This is a genomic window from Ensifer sp. R1-3 (assembly GCF_056739175.1).
This window is the reverse complement of record NZ_CP096519.1, coordinates 60,300-84,558: the sequence shown is the minus strand read 5'-3', so window position 1 is coordinate 84,558 and position 24,259 is coordinate 60,300. Positions and strand designations below refer to the sequence as shown.

Here is a 24,259-nt window from a genome sequence, read left to right as displayed (position 1 = left end):
AAACACACGCAAGATGATGAAGGCCAGCAAGAAGCGACGCCGGTCGGAAGGGTCAGTTTGCTAGAGATGCGGCGTTTCGCCGATCTCTGCGTTTAGTCTGCGCATGGTCAAAACGTCGTCAAAGAAGCCCCGCGATACCGCTCCAATCGATCCCATGCCGGCGCGGGTTGATCCCTGTCTTGCGACGCTTATCGCCAAGCCGCCGAAAGGGCCGGACTGGGCCTTTGAGGTGAAGTGGGACGGATATCGGATCGCCGCCCACATCGAGCCCGGGCGGGTGAGGGTGCTCACGCGCGGCGGCTACGACTGGACAGAACGCTTCCCCACGATTGTCGACGACGCGCGGCGCCTTGCCGTGAAGACAGCCATCCTCGATGGCGAAGCCGTCGTGCTCGACGACAAGGGCCGTTCGGACTTCGGGATGCTGCAGCGTGCGCTCGGCCGCTTGCCGTCGCCGTATGAAGCCGGCGCCATCGTCTTCTTTGCCTTCGATCTCCTTTATCTCGACGGCCGCGACCTGCGCCGGCTGCCGCTGCGCGAGCGCCGGCGATTGCTCGAGCCGCTCGTCGCCGGCCGGGAAGGGGCCATTCGCCTTTCTGAGGAGGTTCAGGCTGATGGTGACGAGTCCTTTCGCGTCGCGTGCGAACACGGCCTCGAAGGCATCATCGCCAAGCACGTCGAGAAGCCCTACCGCTCTGGCAGGGGCGAGTCGTGGCTGAAGATCACCTGCAAGCGCCGTGATAGCTTCGTGATCGTGGGCTTTGAGCCGTCCACCGTGCCTGGCCACCTGGGCCCGCTTTTGCTCGCCGCTCGCAAGAATGGCGACTTGGTCTACGTCGGCGGCTGCGGCACGGGCGGGTCGCACGATCTATCACGCGAGCTGCGCAACGTCCTCGCATCGATCGTTACGAAAAAACCGGCAGTGAACCTGCGGCGGAAGAATGCCGTCTTCACCGAGCCGGTGCTCGTCGCCGAGGTGGAGTATCGCGCCTGGACGGATGACGGCAAGCTGCGGTACGCTTCGTTCAAGGGGACCAGTCATTTTTTATCGGAAAGGGCGCTCGATGATCAGAAGCGTCGTAGAGATTATTGCCGCGATTTTTATCAACTCGGTCGGAGTGGCGCTGGCTGCTATCGGGATCGAGACAGTGGACTACGGTAGTTTTTTGCAATTGCTGCTCATTATATCTGCCGCCATTGTTTTGAGCGCAATGGCCGTGTGGGCCGCTTTGCGCATTTTCGATAAAGACTATCCATATCGCCTTGGCTGATCTGCGCGCCGGTTTGTTTTCGGTTCGCGCCTGGACCGACGATGGAAAGCTGCGGCATGCGTCTTTCAAAGGGATCTGGGAGCTTGGTCGACTTGTGCGATTGTTCGCTAACCAACATTCAGAGGAGAACAACCTCCTCGTCAACTCAGGGAAGCCCGGACCAGAAGCGGTATTCCGCTGTTCCAACAATATTTATGGATCTATGTTCCCCAAACGATTCATGAGTTTGATGCCACGGTTGAGGGTCAGCGCCAATCCGCTGCACGAATCCAGGTTTCTTTCTTTTGGTCATTGCCTTGTGGCGTGCGTGACGCTGCTTCGTCGCGTTGGCAAACTTCAGTATGGCCTGCAAAGGCGACCTTGATTAGAAGAGTTCCGCCCGACTCCGCTTTCCACTCCGACCAAACGGGCGGAGCGAAGCAGGCGGAGGCCTGAACGCGCTTTCACATTGCGCCGAAGAGAAGGCCGGAGCCTGTGGTAAACGGGAGTGGGGCGGCTGCCGCATTTCACAGCCTCCCAGCCCTGACTTGAAAACGTGGATGGCGGCGCCTAGGGGCCTTCGCTCATGCTGGTGGCGACAGCATCGGCCGCCGGTTCGCTTGGGCTCATGCGTTTCAGAAGCCGGATTAGATCGCGCATGGTATCTTGAGGCAATCGTTCGACGAGCTTCATCAAGGTCATGCGGTCCTCTGCTTCTTCAAGCGTGTCGCCCCACAAGTGCGGCGCTGCTTCAAAGATCACATCGAGAGGCATAAAGCCCATGATCTCACAGAGATGGATCAGGCGCGGGATCGACATCCGGGCTTCCGAGCCGCGCTCGTACCTGCCGTAAACAGATACGGAGAGGCCCAGCAGATGCGCTAGATCGGCGCGGGAGATGCCTTTGGCCTCGCGCGTTTTCTTGAGCCAGGCCGAAATCTTTTCATCCATCTCCTTGGCGGTAAGGGTGCCGTCGAAACCCAGTTGGCGGAAGACCGGCCTGTCAAACTCCGGATCGGTTATTTCAACCAAACCCCGTGCGCTCATTAAACTCATTGCATCAGTCACGGACTTTACCCTTTTTCGATTCCGCCGCTCAGCGGGTACTATGCACCGCATTGAAGCATTTAGGAGCAGGAAACTCCGAAGAATCGCAGCGCATTCCCCACTTTTTTAGGGGAAATTTAGCTCATGGGCTCCTCTTGAGGCGGTGAAAACAAAATGCTTCAGGACGCGCCAGCATTCGGGCAACAAATTCGGCTCTCGAGATTGGTGAAGCGTCGAGAAGAGCCATTAGCGATTCTTTGCCGCTATCATCTTCCAGTCGCCGCCTTCCTCTTGAAAAACCGCTTCAATTTGCGTTTCGCCGTCGATCCACTTGAGCTGCGCGGAAAGCTTGCAACCGATCTCCCGATCTGCAATTTGCATGCAACGCTTGACGCTGACGGTGGATCCGTTGCCATGCCTATTTAGATCCCATTTGGATAATGCGAATAGCTGGGTCTTAGCCTGATCGTCTGTCGGCCACGTACCCTGTTCGGGTACGGCTGTCGCTTCATTCATTTGAGGCAAAATGCCCCTGGAAACGTTCGCCATCCCGACCGTCGGACGGCTGAGATAAGGAGCAACATACACGCCGAGGACGCAACCAACGGCCACGCCAAGAAGAAAGCCTCGACCTAACATCGATCAGTAGCCGTTATCCTTGAGGAACTGATCGATGGCGGCCTTCATGATGACTGTCATTTTGACGTCGTTCTCGAGGGCGGCCTTTTGCAGCCGCGTCTTCGTGTCGTAATCCAGCGGGCAGTTGACGTAGTGCTTGGATTCTCGATCGCGTGCCCTTTTCAGGTCGCGCAAGCGAATTCTCGAATCTTCGCGCTGCAATGCTCTCGTGGTCGCGCGTTCGCGCCGAGCTTCTTCTGTCGGGGCGATCAGACGATTGACTGGCTTATTAGTCTCAGACCCGAGAGGTGCAGCTTCTTGGGACCGATTTGCATTCGTCGGTTCCGTCGGCAGCTCAGCCGGCGTGCTCCCTGAGCGTGCCTGTGTCGCGGATTGCTCCACCGGCCGGTTGCGACGGGGTGCGACTGCGAAGTCAGAAACTGTCGTTTGGCCCTTAGCCATCCGCTGCTACCTCTTTCTTGCCTGCCAAAAGCGCTTCGATGTCCCGAACCAGGCTCATCACTTCCGCCCTCGCTTTTTTCACCGGCTCTGTCAGATCGAGCATTTGCACGGTGCCATAGCCGTTTCGAATTTCGCGATAGCAATTTCGCTCCATTAGCTCCGTTTTGAGCAGATAGGAGTCGTACCCCCCTTCCTGCAGGTTCTGCACGAACGGCCTGATCAGGCGGTAGGCTTCCAGCAGTTTCGCCGGCATAGTGATCCTGGTGACGAAGTTGGCGTGGGGGATTAACCGCCCCACCTTGTCGGAAATTTCGGCCGTGTCGGCCGCCGCCTGTCCTGCCGCCTTGATCTCGTCCTGGTTCGGCTGGATCGGCGTCAGCACAATATCGGAACCGGCGATAATCGTGTCCTTTAGAACGGTGTCCTGTCCGGGCGAGTCCATCAAAACGATGTCGAACCTATTCGCCTCGTTCTCTAGGAGCTGCTGAATGGTCGTCTGGCGGGCCGCGGTTACAAGCTCGATGTTGGCCGGCAGGTTGTCCTTTGCCTCACAGCGCTTCCACCATTCCTGCAGATTTTGGCGGCCGTCCGCGTCGATGAGAAGGACATGCTTTCCCTGCAGCGCATATTCCCCGGCGATCAAGATTACTGCTGTTGTCTTCCCAGCCCCACCTTTGCCACTCACGGCAGAAATAAACTGTGGCAAGCGTCACAACTCCCTTCGCTGGCTCAAAGTCATTCCGCGGTGTGCTTGCACGAAGTTTCCTTGTCGCGCTTGCACAGGATGCGAACAATTCTTCATACGACGCGGAGTTTGGCACTACCACACCGTGCGGTCAATTGAACTGGCTAAACCAAGCCGACAGAGTGTGAACAATTCCCCCCATGCTAGGAAACCTCTTCGCGATCAACACACAAATGCATGATGTGCAAATAACGTGCGTCTAACTCGTGTGAAATATCAACACGACAGTGGCCTGTGCTGCTGGCTGCCTCATCCGCAGCATGCTGTGCGGCATCAACCTACGCTCCGCCCGATCAGTGAACCCCGGAGCCGCGTAAGGCCGGCGTTGACGCTCGCACGGGAGCCGCAAGGGCCGAGAGCGGAGCGTCCCTTGCGGCTGAGTACGAGGGGCAGACAGGGGCCTTCAAAAGCGGATTTCGGAGGTGAACCCTGGTGAGCGTTCACTCGTTCTATGACCGGGGCGAAGTCCCAGTCAGCAAAGCAGAGCGAGCGAAGCGAGGGGCAGCTCGAAGTTGTTTCGTTGAATCCCCTTACTATTTGGAGAGGCAGGATACGGAAAAATGTGCTACGCCTTTTCCTGCAATCGAGGGACGATCCCTCGATCAACTGACGCAAGCGCCAGTAGGGGCCCAAAGGCCAAATGGATGACGGAAAATTCAACGTTCTTCTCGAGCCGGCGAAGAAAGATCGCACTTTGCATGCGCGCGTCACGGCTGACGAACATGCGGCGATCGAAAGGGCGGCCGAGGGCGCCGGCATGACGGTCTCGAGCTTTTTCCGTTCCTTAAATTTGGAAGGGGCGGGCGTTCGGCCGATGCTGACCGGCGATGACCGCCTGGTCATGGCGGCGCTGCTCGAAGACATGCGGATGATCGGGATCAACCTCAATCAGGTCGCGAGGGCGCTTAACAGTGGCCGAGGTGTCCGTCCGAGCGAATTGGACATCAACCTGGAGAACGTGCAGCGGGTCCAAGCCGCAGTAATGAGCGAGCTGCGTGCCCTGACGCGGCGAGCTGGTTATCAGCGTCGAGGGGAGAAGTAGCCCTTGGAAATCTTCTTCGGCGCATTCACCGGTGAATGGGAGCAGCGGCGGGCAGCGCTGCTGCACGAAATGTCATCTGGCGGGCGCGGCGCTTCGGCCGAAGAAGAGATGCGAAAACGCCTGAAGCAGTTGGCACAACTCGGCGCGGCAGGTGGCGGCGGAGGCTCGGGCGGCGCTTCGGGTAGAAGTGGATCCGCATCGAAGGGCAGGGCGGCTCCTCGAGCGCAGGTGGCGACGGGCGCCCGACCGATGGAGGCGCGGCTGGCGGCCGTCGCAAGGGGAAGCCAGCCGGCAGTCGTTAAAATGGCGTCGTATGGCGGCGGTGCTCGGGTCGGTGCGATGCTGAACTATGTGTCCCGTGGCGGCGAGCTGAAGGTGGAGAACGAAAGCGGCAGGATCCTCGAGGGGCGGGAGGAATTGGCGCGCATCCGTGGCGATTGGGACCACCTTTTTCAGAACCGCGCAGAAAGCCGCGACATTGGGAGTTTTTCCGTCGAAATCGCGGCGTCCGGCTTTGCATCGGACGAGGCATTGCACGAGCAGGTGAGGAGCACCCTGACGAGCGGCTTTGGCGACCGGCGCTATGCCTATGCCATCGCGAAAAATCACGGCGGCTCCGTGACCGTTCAGGGGCTTGTCGTATTGCGGAGCGGGCAGGGGGACCGGCTAACGGGCGACGTGAAGGCGGCCGGCATAATCCAGGGCCGATACGACGCCAGCGCGGCTGCGGGCGAGGCTGCGGCGAAGTTCTCCTTTCATGGCTACGGAAATGGCGTCGAGTTCGGCGCCAGCCGCTTGCGCGGGCTGGTCGATCGGCATGACGACGTTCGCGACGATCGCGGCCAGTCGATAGCGAATGAGAAGGTGGCGGGCGACCTGGTGCAGAAGGAATGGCGCGGCGAGCTCCACAGCCGCAAGAGCCGCGACGTAATGCACGTCATCATGTCGGCTCGGGCCGGAACCGACGTTGCCGCATTCGAAGGTGCGGTGCGCGACTTCCTGGCGCATCAGTTTGCTGGGCATCGGTATGTCTTCGCCATGCACGACCCGGCCAGCGATCCGAAAGAGGCGGGAGAGGGGGGGAAGCGTCCGCATGTGCATGCCCATGCGATCGTGGCGATGAAATCGGATTCCGATGATCGCATCGAGACGACGCCTGCCGTGTTTCGCGAATGGCGATCCGTCATGGCAGAGAAGGCGCGGGAGCACGGCATTGAGATGGAAATGACCGACCGGCGCGAGTTTGCCACCCCGCCGGCATTCACGCGCACCCAGGTCCGGCCGGTGAGCCGCGAAGGCCGAACAGAGCATGTCGGGACGAGCGAGGCTGCGCAGGCCCGATACGACGCCAAGCGTAGCGGCCGACGCACGGTCGCGAAGAGCGATCGGAGCCGGCAGTACATCATAAAGGCGCAGGAATCGTGGCAGAAGGTCGCTTTGGCAGGTGGTGATCGTCAGACCGCGGCCTATGCCGCACAGCATCGAGAATACTTGGAATCCGGGCTTTCGAGAGCACAAACGGAGACGAGCGGCACTGTCATACGCGTGGATTTTGGATCGACCTTCCGCATCAATTTGGCTACACTACAGGAGATGGTTTTGGAGGGTCAGGAATTGCGCGAAATGTCACGAGCAGAGTTTGAGACCTACGAAAAGAAGGTCGAGACGGCCTTGTTCAAGTTGGAGCGGTCGGTCTCGGCAGACGATCGGGCGGACTTTGACGAGATAGCCGGCCTGGCCCGAGATTTCGTCAATCAGAAGCGTGAGCTGGTGGACCTCTACGAGCAGCGCAAAGAAGCGTTGGCGGAGCAAGGTGGCGAAGCGCTTCGGAGCGAGCCGCGTGATCCGGCCAACGACGAGTGGGACGCTGCGGTCACCAAACACGGCGAAACTGTTGTTGAGGCCGGCAACGAGGCGATGATAGACATCGAGCACTACCGAGACGGACTTGATCGGATCGAGGCCGGGGAGTTTTCGGCCGACCGCAAGGAAGGAATGCAGGTCGGGCTCAATCGAGCTCTGGAGCGAGCTGCGCAGTTGGCTATCGAGGGAAACAGTTACGTTCGGGACGTTGCCGAGCAGGATCCCGATTTAGAACGGGCAATTGAGCAGGAGGAAAACAAATCCGATCGTCCAGAGGAAGTGAAGGACAACGCGGCCTCAAATCCTGAGACAGTCGACAAACAGCAACGTGATGTGCGTGCCTACGAGGACCGACAGCCAATTGACGACGACGCGCGAGCCGCTCACGAGCTGGCCTCCACCGTCGATGCTACAAATCGCCTGCAAGATCGTCTAAATACGGATAGGGAAGCCGTTCAACCCGGCGGAGAAACGACACGGACTGACCCTGCACAACAGCGAATTCCTCGACTCGAGGAGCTTGAGCGGGAGCAGATTGAACAGAGGGAACGCGACCGCGACGACCGGGATCGTTAAAGGGATATGCTGAACGATAACCCCCAACAATACGTCATCCAGAGCAACGATCCCAAAGGGGACGAAGGGTTCGGGAAGTTCTTGGGCGTAATTATCGTGTTTGTGATGTTCTTGGGCGTCGTCCAGGTCGCTTATGACTCGGCTACGGCCTGGTGTCGCGGCATGATCATGTGGCTAAATGATACCGCAGCCTATCTTGCCGGCTTCTGGCCCTTCTAAAGCGCCTTTTTTCAAGATCGAGGTCAAGCTCGCCTTATCTTATCGCCTCGGAGTGGTATCGAAGATGAAGTTAAGCGCAAAGTGCGACGGCGCGCTTGCCATTCGCAAGCGAAAAGAGGCGTAGAGCGAGTGCTGACTATATCCTTGATGCGCCCAGTGTAGCTCCGGCTTATAGTGCCGTCTCAACCTCTTCTCGGAGATATTGGGAGCAGATGCCCGACTGCCGCACTCCCTGAGAAGCCAACAGCTCCATAACACGGCGGTCGTTTGGCTTGGGGATGTGGGGCGGACGACCGCCCATGCGTCGGCGTCATGCTTCCTAGCGGACGGGAAGAACCTTCTGGGCGATGTTTTTTGGCGCCAAGAAATTCCTCCGTGAGAGCTTCTGGGCTGTTCAGGGCTTTTGCCATACAACCTTTCACACGTCCCCCTCTGACAAGTGATTGGGTGACGAACCCGTCGCTGCCAGCGAATCCCGTCAATGCCACCCTACCGAGCTAAGCCATCTGGCCGAATATACGCTCAGTTGCAGATTGTCTAAACCCTGTTCCGAACAACAACGCAAACGCCCAGCACCTCGATTTGCGGTGTCGCTTGAACAGGGAGAAACCAAATGAAAAAGTGTCTGCTGACCACGGCGGCCCTCCTCAGCTTTTTCGTCGGCAATCTGCCGGCAGTGGCTCAGACGAACAATGACGGCCAGGCCGCGTCCGAAGGCGGCGAGGTCTACTATCAGAACTGCACTGCCGCACGCGCGGCCGGTGCGGCGCCTATCCGTGCCGGTGAACCCGGCTACCGCCGTAAGCTCGACCGCGACCGCGATGGCGTCGCCTGTGAATGAGAAGATCGATGAAGCAGACTCGCGATCCGATGTCGGCGGCTGGGAACTCACCCTGTGGAAAGCCGGCATTTCCCGTGCGGATCGCCGATCTGCTCTTCAAGGGAACTGCAAATGAAGCATCTGCTCCTTGCCATCGTAGGAGGCACCCGATGAAAACTATTCTTGCGGTCGCAAGCTTACTTGCCAGTGCCGCGTTCCCGAACCTTGGACGTGCGGGCGAGATCGACACGGACTCGGTTGAACATCTGTTCGGTCACAAGATCACGGTCTTTGAGATCGATTTCACAAGGACGCTCAAAGTCGATGGCCGCGACATGGTCGCGGACCGATACATTGACTTTGAAGAAGTCACCATAGTCGGCAATGTTCCGGTACTGATCGGCAATTCCAGCGGCGGCGGCAACATGTGCGGTCCAACACCTTTCGTGATTTCATTTCCAGAAGGTCAAGCGCCGAAGATCGACCGTCCGGCGGACATGTGTTCTGAGACCGATCACAAAATTGTCGGCGATTCGCTGGAATTCCGCACTCCCGACGAAATCGCGGCAACGCACGGACAGGACAAATGGACCTGGACGTTCAAGGACGGTTTCAACACCGGCGCCCGTACAGAGCCAAAGGCCGATAGTTCGAAGGGTTGGGAAGCAATCCGCGAACGCGCCTGGCAAAACCCTTCAGACCTTTTGGGCAATGGTGTCGTTAACGCGGAACTGCATCGTCTTCTTGGCGAGCGCTATGACCAATTCCGCGCGTTGTTGATCGGCGTGCCACAAGACCACGAATTTCCAGGCAAAGATTACTTCGGGACAACGTGCATTCCGCATTCTTGCCCCTTCGGCGGCGGTTTCATCTATTTATCCGGTCGAGATCGAAAGATTTATGCGGCGTGGAAGGGGTGGGAGGAAACCGACAAGGTCCAGACTTCGACGCCAGTCAAGACGTGGCCGAAGACTGTTCGCAACCACTTGAAGACTTGGGCGGAAAAATGGTGAAAGTCGCGTTTGCATTGAATAGGACAATGACAATGAAAGCGCATCTGTTGCTATTCGCGATCAGCATCGCGTCTCTAGTATCCGCGCCGGCCAAGGCTTCCGAAAACCCCGAGCGAGCGATGTGTCAGGCTCGATGGCCGGACGACTTCGCTATGCAAGTATTTTGCATCAACAAGCAGTTGAAGGCCGCTTCTATGTTGAGCCCGATCATTAAGAGTCCGTCGAAAATCCAGAAAAAAATCTTGGACATGTGCGCTGATCGTTGGCGAAACGACTTCGGCGGCTTTGATTGGGATATGGCCAATTTTTGCTATGAAAAGCAGATGACTGCATACGAGCAATTGAACTAAGGAAGGCGAATGTCGGTTGCTGCCCATGCGATGGCCGATATCGACGGCCAGGAACTCGTCTTCGACGGCATATCCGTGCGGACCGCCGATGTGCTCTTCAAGGGAACGTGCAAATGGTTCGTTCGCTCCTTGCCATTATGGTGCTCTGGGGCACCTCTCCAGCACTCGCCGACGTCAACCAAGACATGGCTGATTATGCATGCGGAGAGGCAATATCGGAGACGCTTCGCGACGAGGCGCCAAAGGCGTTCAGAGCGAAAGTCCTGAAAGCGTGCAAAGCAGCGTTCGCCGACCAAAAGCGGCGATCTCCGGCGGAACGATGTGATTGGCAAGTAAACAAGCTGCCGAAGGATCACCGCTTCGCCGCCTCCTATACGTGCGCGTGGGCTATGGAATTGGCTAAATGAAAACGCCTGATCCTTGCCGCTCTATCGTCATCGGCTTCTTTGGATGATGACAATGCATAGACGTCTTCTTGTCATCGCGGCGGTCGCCGTCGCGACAAGCCCTCTCGCTGTGTCTTCTGCCAAGGCCGGGGGCAACGTCAACATCATCGATGGCGACACCATCCGCATGGATGGCATCACTATCCGGATTATGGAACTCGACACGCCGGAAACCTTCAAGTCACGTTGCGAGAATGAACTGGTCCTCGGCCTTGCCGCCAAGGAACACCTCCGCTCGCTGCTGGACAGCGGCACGGTCACCTACGAAGCGACCGGCAAAGATCGCTACGGCCGGACACTCGCCAAGGTCCACGTCGGCGGCGTCAACGTCGGCCAGCAGATGATTCGTGATGGCGTAGCGCTTCCGTATCAGCCTGGGAAGAATGCGAAACTCGCCCGGTTGCGCCAATGGTGCGGTCCGAACGCTGGTCTGGATAACACATGGAAGAACACCGGAGCGAAATAAGTCTAAGGAACATCAAGATGAAGACCATCTTCACCACCTTGATCATCGCACCCACACTTGCTGTCGCGACACCAGCCTTCAGCAATGACGCATCACGTAATGCCGGCCTGTGGCTTGCGATTAGCAAGGCCTGCGGAATTGAAACGTCGGACATCGTGCTTGCCTATCAGCAGGATGCCGCCGCCGAGGGCGAATCACAGGATCGGATTCATCTTATCGCCCGCGCCGAGGCCGCAAAGATCATGAGCTTCGTCAAACGGAGGGGCAAACAGGTCGAATTCTGCACCAATGGACAGACGGATGCGGCACTCCTTCGCACCGACGAGGGCGTCGATACATGTCCGAATCCGGACTTGTTGCGGTGTCCGCTGACACCTGAGCTTCTCGAAACCTTTTGGCGAGTAACTGCCGAGAACTGAGGAAGGAAGGGATTAATGAAAATCCGAAAATCAAGCGCGATGTTCGCGGCGATTGCCGTGATCAGTGCAACCACCGCCTCCTGGAGTCAGGAACCCGGCAGAAGGCCCCAGGTTCCCGTTGTGATCGAAGCCGATCCCGACTTTGATGCATGCGGCGGAAACGGTGTGGTCGACGGGCTCGATCCTTCAGGTGACGGGTTTCTCGCCGTCAGAAGCGGGCCCGCGCCCAAGTATGCGGAAATTGACCGCCTTTATAACGGCGAAGAAGTGTATCTCTGTGCAGTGAGGGGCGAGTGGCTCGGTGTCGTTTACTCCAATCAGCGGCAGCATTGTAACGTCACAAAACCGTGGATTTCGACACAGCCTTATACGGGGCCGTGCAAGTCAGGCTGGGTTCACCAAAACTGGGTGAGCTTGTACGCAGGCTAGTAGCCGAGCCTGTAGCGGGTCACAGTTGCATCACATCCTCCTCGTGCGTTGGTGCCTGACAAGAATGGTGCGCGCTGCCGATGCGCAGCGCAAACGCCGGCAGAATTCGACTTGCTGTAGGGGCGGCGGCAGCCGTGGTGCTGAATAGAGCCTCATGCAACTCAAGCTTAACGTACGCGCCTTAGAGTTGGTCGACTATCGAGACGCATGGTGTGGATCTCATGGGAAAATTCATCAAAAAGCTCTGCAGTGTCGTATTCGGCGTGGGAGGGCTGCTATTCTTAATCCCCGTGTTTTCGCCGGAACTGGAGATCGGATCGAAGATCGTTTCGGGGATCATATTCTGCGTGGGCGTCTTCTTTTCCTTGGCGTTTTGGGGAAGCACACTGGAGACCGAGGGCGCATCTAGCTCTGATGACCAGGTCTCTACTGCCGTGGCAGCCATTCCATCCGGCGCTGAAACGGATAAAGACCGCATCAAGCGCCTGAAGAAATTGCAGCGCTTCTTCACATACCAAAAGCACCTGACTGGTATTCCGCAAGCAAAGCGGAAGGCGCGCATGGACATCGCGTTGGAGGATGACGGCGTAGTATTCTATGGCGCAAGCACCACGACAAAGGTCTTCACCCTGCCGTGGACTGGTCTCGTCGCTGTCGAAACAACGGATTCCCAAGCCAGCAACGACGAAGCCACCAACAACGCATTACGTGTAGCTGCCTATTCTTCCAACAAGGCGTCCTTAGGTGGAGCTCTCCTGCTAGAAGGTGCGATGGCCATGATGACCAAGACGCCGCTGATCATCAAGTTCAGCCTGAATCGCGAGGACGAATTCGTATCGTCCATCATCTTCGACACTTTCGAGCACGAAAAAATAGCGGAGAGGCTCCATGCCGTACAAAATGAGCTCGTAAGCGCTGGGGCAGTCGCTTTAGATAAAAGAAGCAAACCAGCGCCGGAAGACGATACGCTTCTCGAAAAAATCGAAAGGCTTGCCAAGCTGCGGGGTGCAGGCCACCTCAGCGATAGTGAGTTCGAAAGCCAGAAACAACGGATCCTCACCGCTTCCTGATCCCATAAGACAAGCCGCCTCATCATGACTGCAAGGGGTGGTCGGAAGCGGTCTCCGCAAGCTATTCGGCCGCCACGCCAGGCTCAGCGGGATCAGGCACCGTCGCGCTGAAGATGTCCATGATGTTGCGGCGCTTGGTCGGAGAATTCTCGCCAAGCTTCTCAGCTTTCGTCTCGACCACTTCCTTGAGCTGCGCGACCTTTGGTTTGAGGCCTTCCTCGATGGCCCTTATCCGGGCTTCCATTGCATCGAGGCTTGCAGATGCTTCCGCACCACCCGTGTTTGCAGCAGTCGCCTTGGACTTCGGGCGCAGCGCCATTTTGTTGACGGTGCGTTTGGCAGGTGCTTCAGCTTTCTCGGCTGCTTCAGGTTCTGCCTTGACCGGAACTGCCTCCGCCGCGTCGGCCGTCAAAGGCTTCTCCTCCTTCGCTGGCGCCGGCGAGGGAATTTCGACGGAAGGATCTCCCCCCTTGGCATATTCGGGAGTTGTCGCGGGAACGGGTTTCGGTGCCAGATAATCGACTTCCGGCACTTGCGGAATGTTGGCCCGAGAAAATGCCTCGGCGGATTTGAAGGGCTGTGTTTGGAAGAAGCGAAGCTTTTCACCGAAGATCGGCCGTTGTCCTTCGATGAGCAGGATCATCTTGTTCTCCGGCATTTGCCGGACCTCCTGCGGCATCATCAGATCGCGTTCGCGAATCTGCTCTACCTTCGTGCGACGAGGCAAGCCCATCAGTTCGATCGTGCGGGATTCCGACTGGTAGCGGATCGTGCGCTTTCCGAGGGCGCGGGATGCGTACTCGGCTGTGGCCTGGTCGTTGGCGCCAAGGACGAGCTGATAGCCACAATTGCCGAGGAGGGAATGCCTGGAGGTTTCGCCGTACATCTCGTCGAGGTTCTTTAGATCCTGGATGATGAAGGCGAGCTTGATGTTATAGCCGGCCACATAGGGCAGCTTGGTCATGATCTCGTCCATCCGCTTCAACTGCCGGAACTCGTCGAGCAGGAAGTAGACGGGGAGGGAATTGGGATCGTGATCAAGGGTGAGAATATCCATGACCTGCTGCACGAACAGGGTTAGGAGAGGGCGCAGTAAGGTGATGTCGGTGATCTTCGGCGCCAGGTAGATCGAGATGGGCCGGCGCTTCATTGCGCGAAGATCCATGTCAGTGACATTGGTCGCGGCAACGATCCGCTCGTTCTTGAAGGGCCGCATCGCCTTTTGAATGTCCAAGAGAGCAGACGCCGCGGCGCGTTCCGATAAGGCGATGTAAGAATTGAAGCTCTCGACGGTGAACTTCGAAAGATAGGGCTCCTTTTCCTTGATGTATTTCATGAGCGCCTGGAGATCGACGCCGCTGTTAAAAAAGGAATTGACCTCGGCGAGGTTGCGCCGGTCCTTATAGAAGGGGCTTTCCGTGATGTAGCTGATCACGCCGGCAAGGACCTGTTGCGCGGTCGCTTGCCAAACGGAATTGTCCGAGTCCGTGTTCTCGGGCACAAGAATGCTGGCGATGTTTTGAATGTCGGTCGTGCGATTGCCGCGCTCTGGCCGGATAAAGTCCAGTGGGTTATAGCTGTTGGTCTTTTCGGAGCCGGGCGCGAATAGGAAGACTTGGCTGCCGTTCTGGCGGCGATAACCCGCCGTCGCCTTGAACACTTCACCCTTGAGGTCGGTGACGATCATCGAGCCTTCGTGCATCAGCGCATTGGGGATCACATAGCCCGCGCCTTTACCCGAGCGTGTCGGGCCAATGATCAGATGATGCCGATCGTCCTTGGTCCGAAGAATGTTCCGCCCGACCCGGCCGAAGATATGACCCTGTTTGCGGAACCACTTCGCGCGTCGTAGCGAAGCCATGTCCTGAAAGGCGGCATCCCCCAATGGGCTGCTCGTCGGTTTCAGGCCGACGTAGGCGACAAGGCCCGCCACTAGCAGCGCCGGCACCATCGAACCAAGCGCGACCTTCTGCAGGGCAGGGCTCGTTTTGTAATGCCAGAACTGTTGAATCGGAGCGAAGGGATTGCTCGTGATCGTCGTTTCGAGGATCCGACCGTCCTTAAAGAAGAGCTGAAGTCCCAAGCCGTACCCGAGCATCCAGACAACAAACGCTATTCCGACGCAAAATAGCAGGTAGAACGCCTGGAGCTGCTTCGTCATGACTCATCTCGGGCGAAGAAGATCTCAGAGACGCCGCGTTTGCCGCCTTCACGGCGGAGCTGGATGACAATCGGGATGACCATCTGGATATACGACATCAGATCCTGCTTCGAAAAACCCGCCGACATGCCGGCTTGCTGCATCATCATGGCGAGCTGTTCATAAGCGCCCATCGGCGTATCGGCATGAACCGTCGACATGCTGCCGGGATGGCCGGTGTTAATTGCCCGCAGGAAGGAAAAAGCCTCTGCGCCTCGAATTTCACCGACGAACAGGCGATCCGGCCGCATGCGCAGCGATGACTCGAGCAGGCTTTGAACGGTCACGTCCGCTGTGCCCTGGTCGCCCTTCGACGCGATCAGATGAACGGCATTTGCTTGCGGTGGGAAGAGCTCTCGCGTGTCCTCGAGCGTGATGATCCGCTCATGCGGATCGACGCTCTTCAGGCAAGCATTGAGGAAGGTCGTTTTGCCGGAGGAAGTGCCGCCACTGATCAGGATAGAGACCCGCTTGGTGATGGCGGTATGGATGAAATCGTAGATCCGATTCGCGCGCAGATGCCCTATCAGCTCGCGATCAATGTCGCTGAGGCCGCCGACGGCCACAGAGACCTTATCGAGCGAACCGTTGTCGCGATACTCCTCGAGCGTAAAGTTATTGACCACCTGCTTGCGGATCGAGATCGAGCCACCTTCGGGTGCCGCCGGCGGCAAGACGATCTGGATACGCTCGCCGGTCGGAAGCGCGGCGCTGAGGATCGGCTTCGAGCGGCTGATGAACTGGTTCGTCGCAGCCGCAACACGCTCGCCGATGTTCTGGATTTCATCACCAGTCAGGGCGTCGATTAGATGATGCTCCATGTAATCGGCGCCAAACCGCTCCACATAGACATGGCCCGGTTTGTTGACGGCGATTTCCACCACCCTCGGATCGTCAATAAATTCCCTGATCGGTTCGAGAGCGCGGTTGAGGAAATAATGGGGATCGCGCTTGATCGCAGTGGCCTTACCTGCGGCGACGTTCACGTTGAATCTCCTTCATCGCTTCGGTGACCGGGTCGTCATACATGGCGCTGAAATCGAGGTCCTGGCGCACGTAGACAAAGATCCGCTCGCCCTGGCCGACGCTAATGGTAGGAGGAATACGAAGGTTCTCGCTCAACGCCTGGTTCGCCATGTCCGAGAAGGTCTCGGCGATGGTTTCGCGGGCGAGCTCCTCGCCACGTTGCGCCTCGCTGTTGTTGTCGCCGAACGCCTCGTCGCTTCCGTAGCCGGTCAGGAAGCTGGCGCCGGCGCCGACGACCGAAAGCATGATCGCGGAGCCGAACCGCTCGCGCCATTTGTTGTCGACGTGACCGGTCAGTCCCGAGCGTCCCAAGCTATCCGTGCCGATGGAATTGAGGCGCACCGACACGCCATCATCGCGAATGAGCCGGGTCCAGATGACGAAAATGCGCTTTTGTCCGCGGGTAATCTCGGACTGATATTCGCCAATGAGGCGCGTTCCAGTCGGGATGAGGACGCGCCTCCCGTCAAAGGAATAGATGTCCTGCGACGTGATCGCACGAATCTGGCCGGGAAGATCGCTGTTGATTGCGGTCTCGAGGATGCCGGGGATTAACGTTCCTTCTGGGATCATGGCGTCGATGCGTTCGATCTGCCGCGCCCTTGCGCTCCGATCGGCGAGACTCGAGGCCGCAGCCAGGTACTTGCTGTTGCGGTCCTCGCCGGCAACGCTGAGTCCGGAATCGTCCTCGCCTGGAAAACCGCCGTTGCCGTTGCCATTGCCTTTCTGATCAAGCGAGATCAGCCCCGACTTATAGCGTTCGGGAAACTCTTCGACAGGCGCAATCTCGGGTGTGGCTTCAACGACCTCTGGTGGCGGTGGAACGTTGAACTCCGTGGTATCGGCGGTCTCTTCTTCAACTGGCTCCGGAGGAGGGGGCAGATTGATGACTGCAGGCTCTATTTCCGGCTTCGGCTCTTCTTGCTCACGCACGAATGACGGCGGCCGGAAGGTGGTCGTCTGAAACTCTTCATCGCTATCGACGACATCACGCGGCCTTTCTCCTGCCGTGGCAAGCACGAAATAGGCGGCGACAGCGCCCCCCAGGAGCAGGGCAGCCATGCCGATGGTTTGATTGCGTCCAGCGTTTCTGCTGCTGACGGCCGTTTCATCGGCCGCCGTCATGGCCTCAAGTTCGGGACTGCGCTTCATCAGTTGCCGCTCCTCCTACGTTTCGTCGCCTTGCTGTCAGGAGCCGGACCGAGAATGGCCGGATCCGGAGCGCCGAAGTCGGGCTTGCGAAGGTTAAAGATGCAGGTCCACTGATTGCCCTCGCGCAGCGTGTATTGCGTCGCGAGACCATCGACGACGATGTATTCGCCCTCCTTCCGGAAATTGCGCAGCGTTTCGGAAAAGTCGGCCTGAACGGCAAAAATCGCCGGGACCCGGCTGCCGAACTTGAAGAAGGTCTTTTTCCCGTCGTCGAAGATCACCAAGGGCTTCAACGCCGCGTCACCGGAAAACGTATAGTCGATGTTGACGTTGGCCTTGTCGACATTCGACATGTTCGGGTAGGCCGCCCGGTACTCAGCTTCCTTGCGGAGCGCGGCATTTAGATCCTTCTCCGGATACACGAAGCGGATCCCGAACACCTGCTTGCCATCGGTCGGAGCATGGTCGTTAAGTTCGAGGAAATAGATCCTCTTGCTCGTCACGACATTCATGTTGGTGGCGACGTTCTTTGCGATCGGCTTCACGAACAGAATGTTGCCCTTCTCGGAAGGGGCAACCTGCCAACTGTCGGTGTCGCCAAGCGAGATCGTTTCGAACTTTTCGTCCTCGTCAAAGATGATCATGGTGGAGATGCCGTAGGTGGCAGAGACCTTCACCACGTTATTGGACTGATAGACGACGCTGGTCACGCGCGAATCGAGGCTGCCCGGGCGAGGTGCCTGCGCAGCATGGGCGTGTGTCATCATCGCGGCCGCGCAGGCCGCGGAAAGCAGGAGGCGTTTGATCATTCCTCACCTCCCGGCGTAACCGTTTCTTGATCGCGACGGTAGTTGTAGACCTGGAAGCCCAAGGGATTATCAAAACGCCATTCGTTGGTCGCCGGCGTGTCCGTATAGCGATAGCGAACCACTGAAATGTAGTGACGCACGATCGAATCCGTGTCCGATTTTTCGGTCGTCGAAAAACGGACCAAGGCCGTGCTCGCATTGGAGAAGGTGACGGACTTGATGTCGACCGTGACCTTCTTGTTCTTGCCGAGGACTTTTGCGGGATTGCTGGGATTTGCGGCGCTGTAAAGCTCCTGCAGCTCGCGGGCCGCATCATCAGTGGAGAGTAGGGCGGCGATGCCGAAATTCTGCTCAATCGCGAAGGGGTCGTAGCCTTCGCGAGATCGGATATAGCGCACGACGTTCGCCTGCGTGACCGCCTGTTGGTCGGTCAGCTTGGCAGATCTGGTTAGACCGGTTTTTACCTCCATATAGCCGGTGTTCTTATCGACCTCGACGATGTAGGGCTCAAAGCTCTTCAACGGAACGAGCATCACCAATGCGGTCAGCGACAGCAGGGTAATCGCGCCGAAAATCAATGTGACGAACCATGCGAACGAGCGCGATCGCTTGGCTTTTTTGACGATCTCCTGTTCCCAACGATCGCCGTCCTGAAAATAGCTCCGAAGAGCTGCGTCATTCGTTTCTGCCATTCGTTCTAGCCCTTAAATTCGCGCTTCAGCGAGGCATGCTGTTGCTGCTGATGCGGTTCTGCATCGCCTCAGCAGCGGCGTTACGAATATTGGTTCTCATGCCTTCCTGCGTGCGTGCCCTGGCCTGCATCCCGGCGTTGCCAATCGACCCCGCCAGACGTTGTCCGCCTGACAGGGCGGACACTGGTCCCGATATGCCTGCAAATCGGCCGACGGCGCGCGCTACGTTGCCAATACCGGCGGCCACGCCACCGGTAATGCCTTGTGCGAGAACCTGAATATTGAAGAGGACGAAGGCGCCGGCGGCGCAGAGCAGCAGGAATGCGGAAATGTCGCTAAGCTGAAGTTCCCGCTGGTTTGCAGCGCTCGTGACCTTTGACAGTTCAGGGTCCATGGCTGAGATCAGGAATGCAGCGACGACGTAGACGAATAGTGGGATCAGCGCATACATCAGCACCTGTTGGAACCAGGCGACGCCCATGCCCCTTGTCTGTTCGAAGAGCATGCAGCCGATGAAGATAGGTGCGGTCCCGATCAGCGCCCACATCATCACCTTGGCAAGGAGCAGGATCGCCAGAGCCACTGCAATGAAGACCGCCACTGCAAACATGATCAAAAAACCGATCATGGACGGCAGCACCGCAAAATAACCAGACTGTTCTGCGAAGGCCGAAGCAGCCTCATTGGCCGTTTTCCAGATCATCGAAAGGCCGTTTGTCGGCTCTGTGATGCCTGTCTCGGTGGCGGTAAGGATCGCCCGGCCGACGTCCTCTGGCGTGTTATTCAGCCAGGAATAGAAAAGAGTGTTGAAGTAGTCCCACTCTCTGACCAGCGCCAGAATGATCAACATCCGGGCGACGCGACCAATGATCTCGCTGACGCTGACGCGGGCCGTTCCCATGAAAAGCTGGAGGCCGTAGTAGCCCACATATGCAGTGAACATGATGGTGAGCAGCGGCACGATCTCATCGCCGACAATCCCGTAGGCCCGGGAAGAAAAATTCGCGCCGGTCTGTTCAATTCTGTCCAGCAGATCGCCTAGAAAATCGTGCATCGTTGCAAATTGTCCTTATTCAGCCGCCGTCGCCTCAATCGCAGCGAAGGCGGCCGCTGCGTCACCGTTGACGCTCTTCATCGGGCCGCATTCTTTGCGAGGATCCGGCACGTAAGACGTCAGGTTGGCAGGTCTCTTGCAGGGGGCGGTCTTCTCGTTCGCCGCGGTGCCGCAGCCAGCCAGGCTGGCCGCGATCAGGACGAGAAACAGAACCTTTGCGGTCGTGGAGTTTTTACTGGTCACTGTAGGTGAGCGCCTTCTTCGAGTTGGAAATGTCCGTCAAGCGTCGCTGGTTATCGGCCTGAAGCGAAGACACGGCGCCGTTCATGACGCCGATCAGCTCGTTGATGGTCAGGCCTGCCTGAACCTGAAGCTGTGTGTTCTGATCGATCGAGCCCTTGATGTCCTTGGCCTGGCCGATGTTTGCCCCCGCCTGCTCGAAAGAGGTGCGGCGCGTTTGGACTGCCTGCTGCGATCCGGTAACGAGCGCCGCGACACCGAGAACGGTGTTCACCATCTCTTCGTAAGACTTGTCGCCCGAAAATGAGCTGCCTGCCTGGCCCGACAGGTTTTTCACCAATTGCAGGCCATTGATGAAGTTCGTTGCCACCTTGGCAACATCGCCGCCCATGCCGCCGAAGTTGGGAACGCCGCCCGACATCAGGCTGTCGAAGGACGGCATTTGGGAGACGCTGAAGCCATTGCCGACCGCAAGGTTTTGCATCTGGTTGGAGTCGCTACCGCGATCGCCGGTCACCGCCTCAAGAGTGTCCTGGACCGTTTTCAGGACTTCCTTGTTGGTGCCGAGGATGTCATCGGTGGTTTTCGACGTTCTCTGCGCAATCTCAAGATTTGCAGCGTCGATGACCGGGACTTGCGCGGAAGCTGCGGACGCAAGGGCCACCGAGCACGCCGTTAAAATCAAACGTTTCATGGCAGTTCTCCTCATTGAGCGGTCAACATCAGATCCACGTTGGCTTCGCGCTCCCGCTTCTGGGCGCAAGCCTTTTCTGTCGGGCTCCATTCAAGCCCCTCGCGGGGATCGCAAACGCCGGTCGTTTCGCGATCCTCCTCGTCGTCATCATTCTTGATTTCGCTGGTGCGCGCAGAGCCGGACAGGCCGCTGACATCAACTGCAGTTCGAGAATTCATGAGGTCCGCCATCGTCGTGCCGAGGCGGATGACCTGGTTCATCATTTCGAGGTTGGCATTTCGCGCGCCGGAATTGTGGTCCCAACTGTCCTGGATCGTCCCGCTGGACATTGCGCCCAACTGCTGCAGCCAAGAGGCAACGTTTCCGCTGCTTTCCCCGATCGCCTGGGTCGTCGCCATGGAATTGATGGTGGAGTCCCGCATGCCGGTGAAGGCGGTAGACCCGCCACCATAATTCGCCGGAATGCTGGCAACGTCGGAGCCGCCGAAGGCGGGGAGCCACTTTTGGGTGATGTTTGCGACATACCCTTGCGTTTCCTTAAATGGCGGAATACCGCCATATTTCTGGACGTTGCCAGGTCCAGCGTTATAGGCAGCCAGTGCGAGATTCGTGTTGCCGTTGAAGCGCCGGAGCTGTTGTTTCAGATAGCGCGCGCCGCCACGAAGATTGTCTTCCATGTCATAAGGATTGACCCCGAGATCCTTTGCCGTACCCGGCATAAGCTGAGAAAGCCCGATGGCGCCGACCGGCGATTTCGCACAGGGATTGAACCGGCTTTCTTGGTAGACGAGAGCCATGAAGAGGCTTTCGTCGACGCCTTCTTCCTGGGCCACTCGCTTTACAAGGCCGGTGATTTCCGGGTTGGCCGTTGCAGCGGAAGCGGCGTCACCGCTGCGACCTGGACGATACATCGAGCAGGTGACGCTCTTGCTGACCGTATGACGGTCGCTATCCGTCTTCTCGATTTCCGTCGTCGTCTGGTCGCGTTTGGTGTCGGTCTCGAGCACCTTGCCGTCAAGCACCGGCACCTGTGAGTGCGCCGTTCCGAAGGCACCAAGCCACAGCGCAGAAATCACCCACAAAGCAGGACTCTTCCTCATTCGGCCTTCTCCCATCCGCAAAATTCAGCCAGCCAATTTTCGGGCTCGTCGCCATATTGTTCCCGAAGCGCCGCGCACTCCTCGACGGTCTCCTTGCGGCCGGAAAGCACCTTCATGAGATCGGGCATGGCGGAGAGATCGAGCCGAGCGATGACCGAGTCATTGCCGTGCTTGATCAGGAAAGTTCGCTTTTCGGGCGGGGTGTTCTTGATGAAGTTGAATTCCTTCACCGTCAGGCCAAAGCGCTTGATGTAGCTCTCTTCGTCGGCCCGCGGGTTCGGAAAGTGAATGTTCGTCGCCGACTGCTCGATCAGCGTATGCGAGGCTTTTGCCTTGGCGATATCCGCCGCGGACTGGGTGCCGAAGCCAACAATGCCGTTGAGCTTTCGGATGGTTTTCATCTTGTCGACGATGAACGCCGAAAAGGTCTCGTCCATAAGAAGCTGCCAGCCCTCGTCCATGAAGAACATGACCGGGTTCCCGTCGAGCAACTCGTCGAGGCGATGATAGAGATACATCAGCGCCGGCGTGCGGAGATCCTCGTTGCCGAGGATGTTCGTCATGTCGAACCCGAATACGCTGCGACCCGAGAAAGAGAGGACGTCGTGCTGAGCGTTGAAGAGCCACGCCTTTTCACCTTCGATCCAAGGACGAAGGCGAGAGTGAAGGTCGTTGGCATCCGCCCGCGACCGGCCCACAAGGAGGGCGGCCAGGTTCGCTAGGTTTCGTTCCGCCGCAGGTTCCTGCATCAGGCGGACGATCGCCCGCTCAAGCGTATCCTCGTCTTCCTGAGTGAAGTCACTGCGATCACCGGAGCGCAGCATTGCCTTCAAAAGGCGAAGGAGGAATTCGCGGTTTGGGCCGGTATTTTCGAGCTGCAGCGGGTTAAAGCCGGTCGGCGCTCCCGGTGACAGCACCTCATATGAACCACCAATCGCTCTCACGAAGATTTCCGCGCCGCGATCCTTGTCGAAGAACACGGCTTTCGGCTTCGGTGACACGCGCATCGCCTGTGCGAGCAGGAAAGTCAAAGCGACCGTTTTACCGGAGCCGGTTGGCCCCGTGACGAGGAAGTGCCCGATGTCGCGGCGATGGAAGTTGAACCAGTACGGCGTCTGCGACGTGGTTTCGAGGATCGTGATCGGCAGTCCCCAATGAGTGCGATCGGCCCGGCCCGTCGCGAAATTGTGCATGGAGGACAGGCCGGAAAAATTCGCGCTCGACAACATCGCTTTGCGAGCAATGTAGCTGTGATTGCCGGGAAGTTGCGCCCAAAATGCCGCTTCGAGGTTCAGATCTTCGCGAAGCCAGGTGAGGTTCATGTCGGTGAGGCAAGCACCGAGTTCGGAAACGGTGCGGCTAAGGCCCGGGAGATCGCGAGAGAGGCAAAGGAGCGAAAGATGGTGGAAACCGAAGACGGCTTCCTGGTTCATCAGGCTGTTGAGCGCATGGTCGATATCCTGTTCGACTGAGCTACCGGACTCGTCCGAGGCTCTGATCTGCCTCTGCAATCGACTAATACGTTCTTGAGCGATCGGCTTGTCGGCGATGGTGAAGGATTGCGTCAGAATGAATTCGTGGTTCACCTGCAGCAGGCCGTCCAGCATTCCCGGCCCGGTGAAGGGCGGATATTCCTTGATGGACAGCAGCGCCCCGAAGCGGGTGTCTTCATCGACAGCCGCTTGAGCCTGCATCGTCCGCTTGCTGAAATGCAGTCGCGACGTACCGACATAATTGCGAATGCCCATGCGGGGCAGGCGCATCTTCCGCGGCACACCGCAGCTCAGGATCGCGTTGAAGAACTCGCAGGGTTCGGAGTAGGGCTCGCCTTTCTCCTTCTCTTCACGCCCTTCAATCTTGGCCTCGTCGTCATTCCTGCGACGATAGGTAATTCCGAGCACCCGGGCTCCATACTTGTGCAGATCGCGGACGATATTGCCGATCAGCTCCTCAAGCTCTGTAACATCTTCGCGTGTTTGCTGGGCCCGAGCGTCCCTGTTTGCCTTGTCAAAGAGCCTCTTCAACGAGTCGCCGACGCCGAGGGCGCCCCGCATCCCAGACCGCACGACCGTCAGGTATATTTCGTTCGTAAACATGCGCTTGTGGCGCAGCTGCCCCATGTAGCGCTTGTTCAACAGGTCACAGAATGGTTCGTCGAAGGCGCCACCGATCTGCGTTTCGACCTCTCTTCGGATCACGGTCGACCAAAGAGAATAGCGGCTCGACCCCAAGGCACGGATCATCGTGTTCTGGACGACCGACCGCATGTTGAGCTCAGCCTGGTCCTCCGTCTGGAAGAACAGTCCATCGAGTTTGATGACGCTTAGAAGCGATCCGTTTTCCAGCCCGATCACTGTGTCGGAGACGTGTCGAAGATACGGAATATGAGTCGACATGGGCCGCTCATTGCTGGCGACCCGGCCGAATCCAAGCTCTTCTTTGACGACTTTCAGCATG

At 58.1% G+C, this 24,259-nt stretch carries 26 protein-coding genes; 12 read left to right on the top strand and 14 right to left on the bottom strand.

Annotated features, from left to right (window positions below):
* The first annotated feature begins 103 nt into the window (after positions 1-103).
* Positions 104-1,162, top strand: coding sequence for a non-homologous end-joining DNA ligase (ligD, locus tag M1D43_RS31990; RefSeq protein ID WP_498815078.1), 1,059 nt, complete (start codon positions 104-106; stop codon positions 1,160-1,162).
* Positions 1,163-1,820: 658 nt separating this feature from the next.
* On the opposite strand, the gene M1D43_RS31985 is transcribed toward ligD, so the two are convergent.
* The 4 genes from M1D43_RS31985 to M1D43_RS31970 all read right to left on the bottom strand — a co-directional run bounded on the left by M1D43_RS31985 (position 1,821) and on the right by M1D43_RS31970 (position 4,083).
* A complete protein-coding gene (locus M1D43_RS31985; protein WP_498815212.1) occupies positions 1,821-2,306 on the bottom strand; it encodes a helix-turn-helix transcriptional regulator in 486 nt (161 codons plus the stop codon).
* A 237-nt stretch (positions 2,307-2,543) separates the two neighbouring features.
* Positions 2,544-2,936 carry a hypothetical protein gene (locus M1D43_RS31980; RefSeq protein WP_498815076.1) on the bottom strand — a complete coding sequence of 131 codons (393 nt, stop codon included), beginning with the start codon at positions 2,934-2,936 and terminating at the stop codon, positions 2,544-2,546.
* Between the two features lie 3 nt (positions 2,937-2,939).
* Entirely contained in the window at positions 2,940-3,377 is a 438-nt protein-coding gene (locus M1D43_RS31975) for a hypothetical protein (protein WP_153349649.1), read from the bottom strand.
* Complete coding sequence (locus M1D43_RS31970; protein ID WP_498815074.1) at positions 3,370-4,083, bottom strand: ParA family protein; 714 nt, start codon at positions 4,081-4,083, stop codon at positions 3,370-3,372. Before M1D43_RS31970 ends, M1D43_RS31975 begins: the two co-directional genes overlap by 8 nt.
* A gap of 679 nt (positions 4,084-4,762) precedes the next feature.
* On the opposite strand from M1D43_RS31970, the gene M1D43_RS31965 reads away from it, so the two are divergent.
* The 11 genes from M1D43_RS31965 (at position 4,763) to M1D43_RS31915 (ending at position 12,835) form a co-directional block, all read left to right on the top strand.
* Positions 4,763-5,164, top strand: a complete 402-nt coding sequence (locus M1D43_RS31965; RefSeq protein WP_498815073.1) for a plasmid mobilization protein — start codon at positions 4,763-4,765, stop codon at positions 5,162-5,164.
* A 3-nt stretch (positions 5,165-5,167) separates the two neighbouring features.
* On the top strand, positions 5,168-7,603 hold the full coding sequence (locus M1D43_RS31960; RefSeq protein WP_498815072.1) for a conjugal transfer protein TraA: 2,436 nt from the start codon (positions 5,168-5,170) through the stop codon (positions 7,601-7,603).
* 6 nt (positions 7,604-7,609) lie between these two features.
* Complete coding sequence (locus M1D43_RS31955) at positions 7,610-7,822, top strand: hypothetical protein (RefSeq protein WP_498815070.1); 213 nt, start codon at positions 7,610-7,612, stop codon at positions 7,820-7,822.
* 613 nt (positions 7,823-8,435) lie between these two features.
* On the top strand, positions 8,436-8,663 hold the full coding sequence (locus tag M1D43_RS31950) for an excalibur calcium-binding domain-containing protein (RefSeq protein ID WP_498815069.1): 228 nt from the start codon (positions 8,436-8,438) through the stop codon (positions 8,661-8,663).
* A gap of 149 nt (positions 8,664-8,812) precedes the next feature.
* Positions 8,813-9,655, top strand: coding sequence for an Ivy family c-type lysozyme inhibitor (locus tag M1D43_RS31945; protein WP_498815068.1), 843 nt, complete (start codon positions 8,813-8,815; stop codon positions 9,653-9,655).
* A 32-nt stretch (positions 9,656-9,687) separates the two neighbouring features.
* Positions 9,688-10,005, top strand: coding sequence for a hypothetical protein (locus tag M1D43_RS31940; protein WP_498815066.1), 318 nt, complete (start codon positions 9,688-9,690; stop codon positions 10,003-10,005).
* Positions 10,006-10,118: 113 nt separating this feature from the next.
* Positions 10,119-10,412 (top strand): hypothetical protein, encoded by a 294-nt coding sequence (locus tag M1D43_RS31935; RefSeq protein ID WP_498815064.1) that lies wholly within the window; start codon positions 10,119-10,121, stop codon positions 10,410-10,412.
* Positions 10,413-10,464: 52 nt separating this feature from the next.
* Positions 10,465-10,917, top strand: a complete 453-nt coding sequence (locus M1D43_RS31930) for a thermonuclease family protein (protein WP_498815063.1) — start codon at positions 10,465-10,467, stop codon at positions 10,915-10,917.
* 17 nt (positions 10,918-10,934) lie between these two features.
* Positions 10,935-11,336, top strand: coding sequence for a hypothetical protein (locus M1D43_RS31925; RefSeq protein WP_498815061.1), 402 nt, complete (start codon positions 10,935-10,937; stop codon positions 11,334-11,336).
* A gap of 15 nt (positions 11,337-11,351) precedes the next feature.
* Positions 11,352-11,765, top strand: coding sequence for an SH3 domain-containing protein (locus M1D43_RS31920; protein ID WP_498815060.1), 414 nt, complete (start codon positions 11,352-11,354; stop codon positions 11,763-11,765).
* A 221-nt stretch (positions 11,766-11,986) separates the two neighbouring features.
* On the top strand, positions 11,987-12,835 hold the full coding sequence (locus M1D43_RS31915; protein ID WP_498815059.1) for an SHOCT domain-containing protein: 849 nt from the start codon (positions 11,987-11,989) through the stop codon (positions 12,833-12,835).
* A gap of 61 nt (positions 12,836-12,896) precedes the next feature.
* On the opposite strand, the gene M1D43_RS31910 is transcribed toward M1D43_RS31915, so the two are convergent.
* Genes M1D43_RS31910 through M1D43_RS31865 form a run of 10 tightly spaced genes read right to left on the bottom strand, consistent with a single transcriptional unit; the run spans position 12,897 to position 24,258 of the window.
* Positions 12,897-14,996, bottom strand: a complete 2,100-nt coding sequence (locus tag M1D43_RS31910) for a type IV secretory system conjugative DNA transfer family protein (RefSeq protein WP_498815057.1) — start codon at positions 14,994-14,996, stop codon at positions 12,897-12,899.
* Positions 14,993-16,021, bottom strand: coding sequence for a P-type DNA transfer ATPase VirB11 (gene virB11, locus M1D43_RS31905; protein ID WP_498815056.1), 1,029 nt, complete (start codon positions 16,019-16,021; stop codon positions 14,993-14,995). The genes M1D43_RS31910 and virB11 overlap by 4 nt, the downstream gene beginning before the upstream one ends.
* Entirely contained in the window at positions 16,002-17,213 is a 1,212-nt protein-coding gene (gene virB10 / locus M1D43_RS31900; protein WP_498815204.1) for a type IV secretion system protein VirB10, read from the bottom strand. Before virB10 ends, virB11 begins: the two co-directional genes overlap by 20 nt.
* On the bottom strand, positions 17,213-18,022 hold the full coding sequence (virB9, locus tag M1D43_RS31895) for a P-type conjugative transfer protein VirB9 (protein WP_498815203.1): 810 nt from the start codon (positions 18,020-18,022) through the stop codon (positions 17,213-17,215). The genes virB10 and virB9 overlap by 1 nt, the downstream gene beginning before the upstream one ends.
* Positions 18,019-18,714: a VirB8 family type IV secretion system protein gene (locus tag M1D43_RS31890; protein ID WP_498815201.1), complete on the bottom strand. Its 696-nt coding sequence runs from the start codon at positions 18,712-18,714 to the stop codon at positions 18,019-18,021. The genes virB9 and M1D43_RS31890 overlap by 4 nt, the downstream gene beginning before the upstream one ends.
* Positions 18,715-18,739: 25 nt before the next feature.
* The gene (locus tag M1D43_RS31885; RefSeq protein WP_498815200.1) at positions 18,740-19,768 is read right to left on the bottom strand and encodes a TrbL/VirB6 family protein; all 1,029 of its coding nucleotides are present in this window, start codon (positions 19,766-19,768) and stop codon (positions 18,740-18,742) included.
* Between the two features lie 15 nt (positions 19,769-19,783).
* On the bottom strand, positions 19,784-20,011 hold the full coding sequence (locus tag M1D43_RS31880) for a hypothetical protein (protein ID WP_498815198.1): 228 nt from the start codon (positions 20,009-20,011) through the stop codon (positions 19,784-19,786).
* Positions 20,001-20,702 carry a type IV secretion system protein gene (locus tag M1D43_RS31875; protein WP_498815211.1) on the bottom strand — a complete coding sequence of 234 codons (702 nt, stop codon included), beginning with the start codon at positions 20,700-20,702 and terminating at the stop codon, positions 20,001-20,003. Before M1D43_RS31875 ends, M1D43_RS31880 begins: the two co-directional genes overlap by 11 nt.
* Positions 20,703-20,713: 11 nt before the next feature.
* Positions 20,714-21,802, bottom strand: a complete 1,089-nt coding sequence (locus tag M1D43_RS31870; RefSeq protein ID WP_498815197.1) for a lytic transglycosylase domain-containing protein — start codon at positions 21,800-21,802, stop codon at positions 20,714-20,716.
* Positions 21,799-24,258 carry a VirB4 family type IV secretion/conjugal transfer ATPase gene (locus M1D43_RS31865; RefSeq protein ID WP_498815195.1) on the bottom strand — a complete coding sequence of 820 codons (2,460 nt, stop codon included), beginning with the start codon at positions 24,256-24,258 and terminating at the stop codon, positions 21,799-21,801. Before M1D43_RS31865 ends, M1D43_RS31870 begins: the two co-directional genes overlap by 4 nt.
* Position 24,259 lies beyond the last annotated feature (1 nt).

Bases quoted from the DNA above. Each gene is read 5' to 3' on its own strand.
- ligD (WP_498815078.1), top strand. From the start codon at position 104: ATGGTCAAAACGTCGTCAAAGAAGCCCCGCGATACCGCTCCAATCGAT.
- M1D43_RS31985 (WP_498815212.1), bottom strand. From the start codon at position 2,306: ATGAGTTTAATGAGCGCACGGGGTTTGGTTGAAATAACCGATCCGGAG.
- M1D43_RS31980 (WP_498815076.1), bottom strand. From the start codon at position 2,936: ATGTTAGGTCGAGGCTTTCTTCTTGGCGTGGCCGTTGGTTGCGTCCTC.
- M1D43_RS31975 (WP_153349649.1), bottom strand. From the start codon at position 3,377: ATGGCTAAGGGCCAAACGACAGTTTCTGACTTCGCAGTCGCACCCCGT.
- M1D43_RS31965 (WP_498815073.1), top strand. From the start codon at position 4,763: ATGGATGACGGAAAATTCAACGTTCTTCTCGAGCCGGCGAAGAAAGAT.
- M1D43_RS31955 (WP_498815070.1), top strand. From the start codon at position 7,610: ATGCTGAACGATAACCCCCAACAATACGTCATCCAGAGCAACGATCCC.
- M1D43_RS31950 (WP_498815069.1), top strand. From the start codon at position 8,436: ATGAAAAAGTGTCTGCTGACCACGGCGGCCCTCCTCAGCTTTTTCGTC.
- M1D43_RS31945 (WP_498815068.1), top strand. From the start codon at position 8,813: ATGAAAACTATTCTTGCGGTCGCAAGCTTACTTGCCAGTGCCGCGTTC.
- M1D43_RS31940 (WP_498815066.1), top strand. From the start codon at position 9,688: ATGAAAGCGCATCTGTTGCTATTCGCGATCAGCATCGCGTCTCTAGTA.
- M1D43_RS31935 (WP_498815064.1), top strand. From the start codon at position 10,119: ATGGTTCGTTCGCTCCTTGCCATTATGGTGCTCTGGGGCACCTCTCCA.
- M1D43_RS31930 (WP_498815063.1), top strand. From the start codon at position 10,465: ATGCATAGACGTCTTCTTGTCATCGCGGCGGTCGCCGTCGCGACAAGC.
- M1D43_RS31925 (WP_498815061.1), top strand. From the start codon at position 10,935: ATGAAGACCATCTTCACCACCTTGATCATCGCACCCACACTTGCTGTC.
- M1D43_RS31920 (WP_498815060.1), top strand. From the start codon at position 11,352: ATGAAAATCCGAAAATCAAGCGCGATGTTCGCGGCGATTGCCGTGATC.
- M1D43_RS31915 (WP_498815059.1), top strand. From the start codon at position 11,987: ATGGGAAAATTCATCAAAAAGCTCTGCAGTGTCGTATTCGGCGTGGGA.
- M1D43_RS31910 (WP_498815057.1), bottom strand. From the start codon at position 14,996: ATGACGAAGCAGCTCCAGGCGTTCTACCTGCTATTTTGCGTCGGAATA.
- virB10 (WP_498815204.1), bottom strand. From the start codon at position 17,213: ATGAAGCGCAGTCCCGAACTTGAGGCCATGACGGCGGCCGATGAAACG.
- virB9 (WP_498815203.1), bottom strand. From the start codon at position 18,022: ATGATCAAACGCCTCCTGCTTTCCGCGGCCTGCGCGGCCGCGATGATG.
- M1D43_RS31890 (WP_498815201.1), bottom strand. From the start codon at position 18,714: ATGGCAGAAACGAATGACGCAGCTCTTCGGAGCTATTTTCAGGACGGC.
- M1D43_RS31885 (WP_498815200.1), bottom strand. From the start codon at position 19,768: ATGCACGATTTTCTAGGCGATCTGCTGGACAGAATTGAACAGACCGGC.
- M1D43_RS31875 (WP_498815211.1), bottom strand. From the start codon at position 20,702: ATGAAACGTTTGATTTTAACGGCGTGCTCGGTGGCCCTTGCGTCCGCA.
- M1D43_RS31870 (WP_498815197.1), bottom strand. From the start codon at position 21,802: ATGAGGAAGAGTCCTGCTTTGTGGGTGATTTCTGCGCTGTGGCTTGGT.
- M1D43_RS31865 (WP_498815195.1), bottom strand. From the start codon at position 24,258: ATGCTGAAAGTCGTCAAAGAAGAGCTTGGATTCGGCCGGGTCGCCAGC.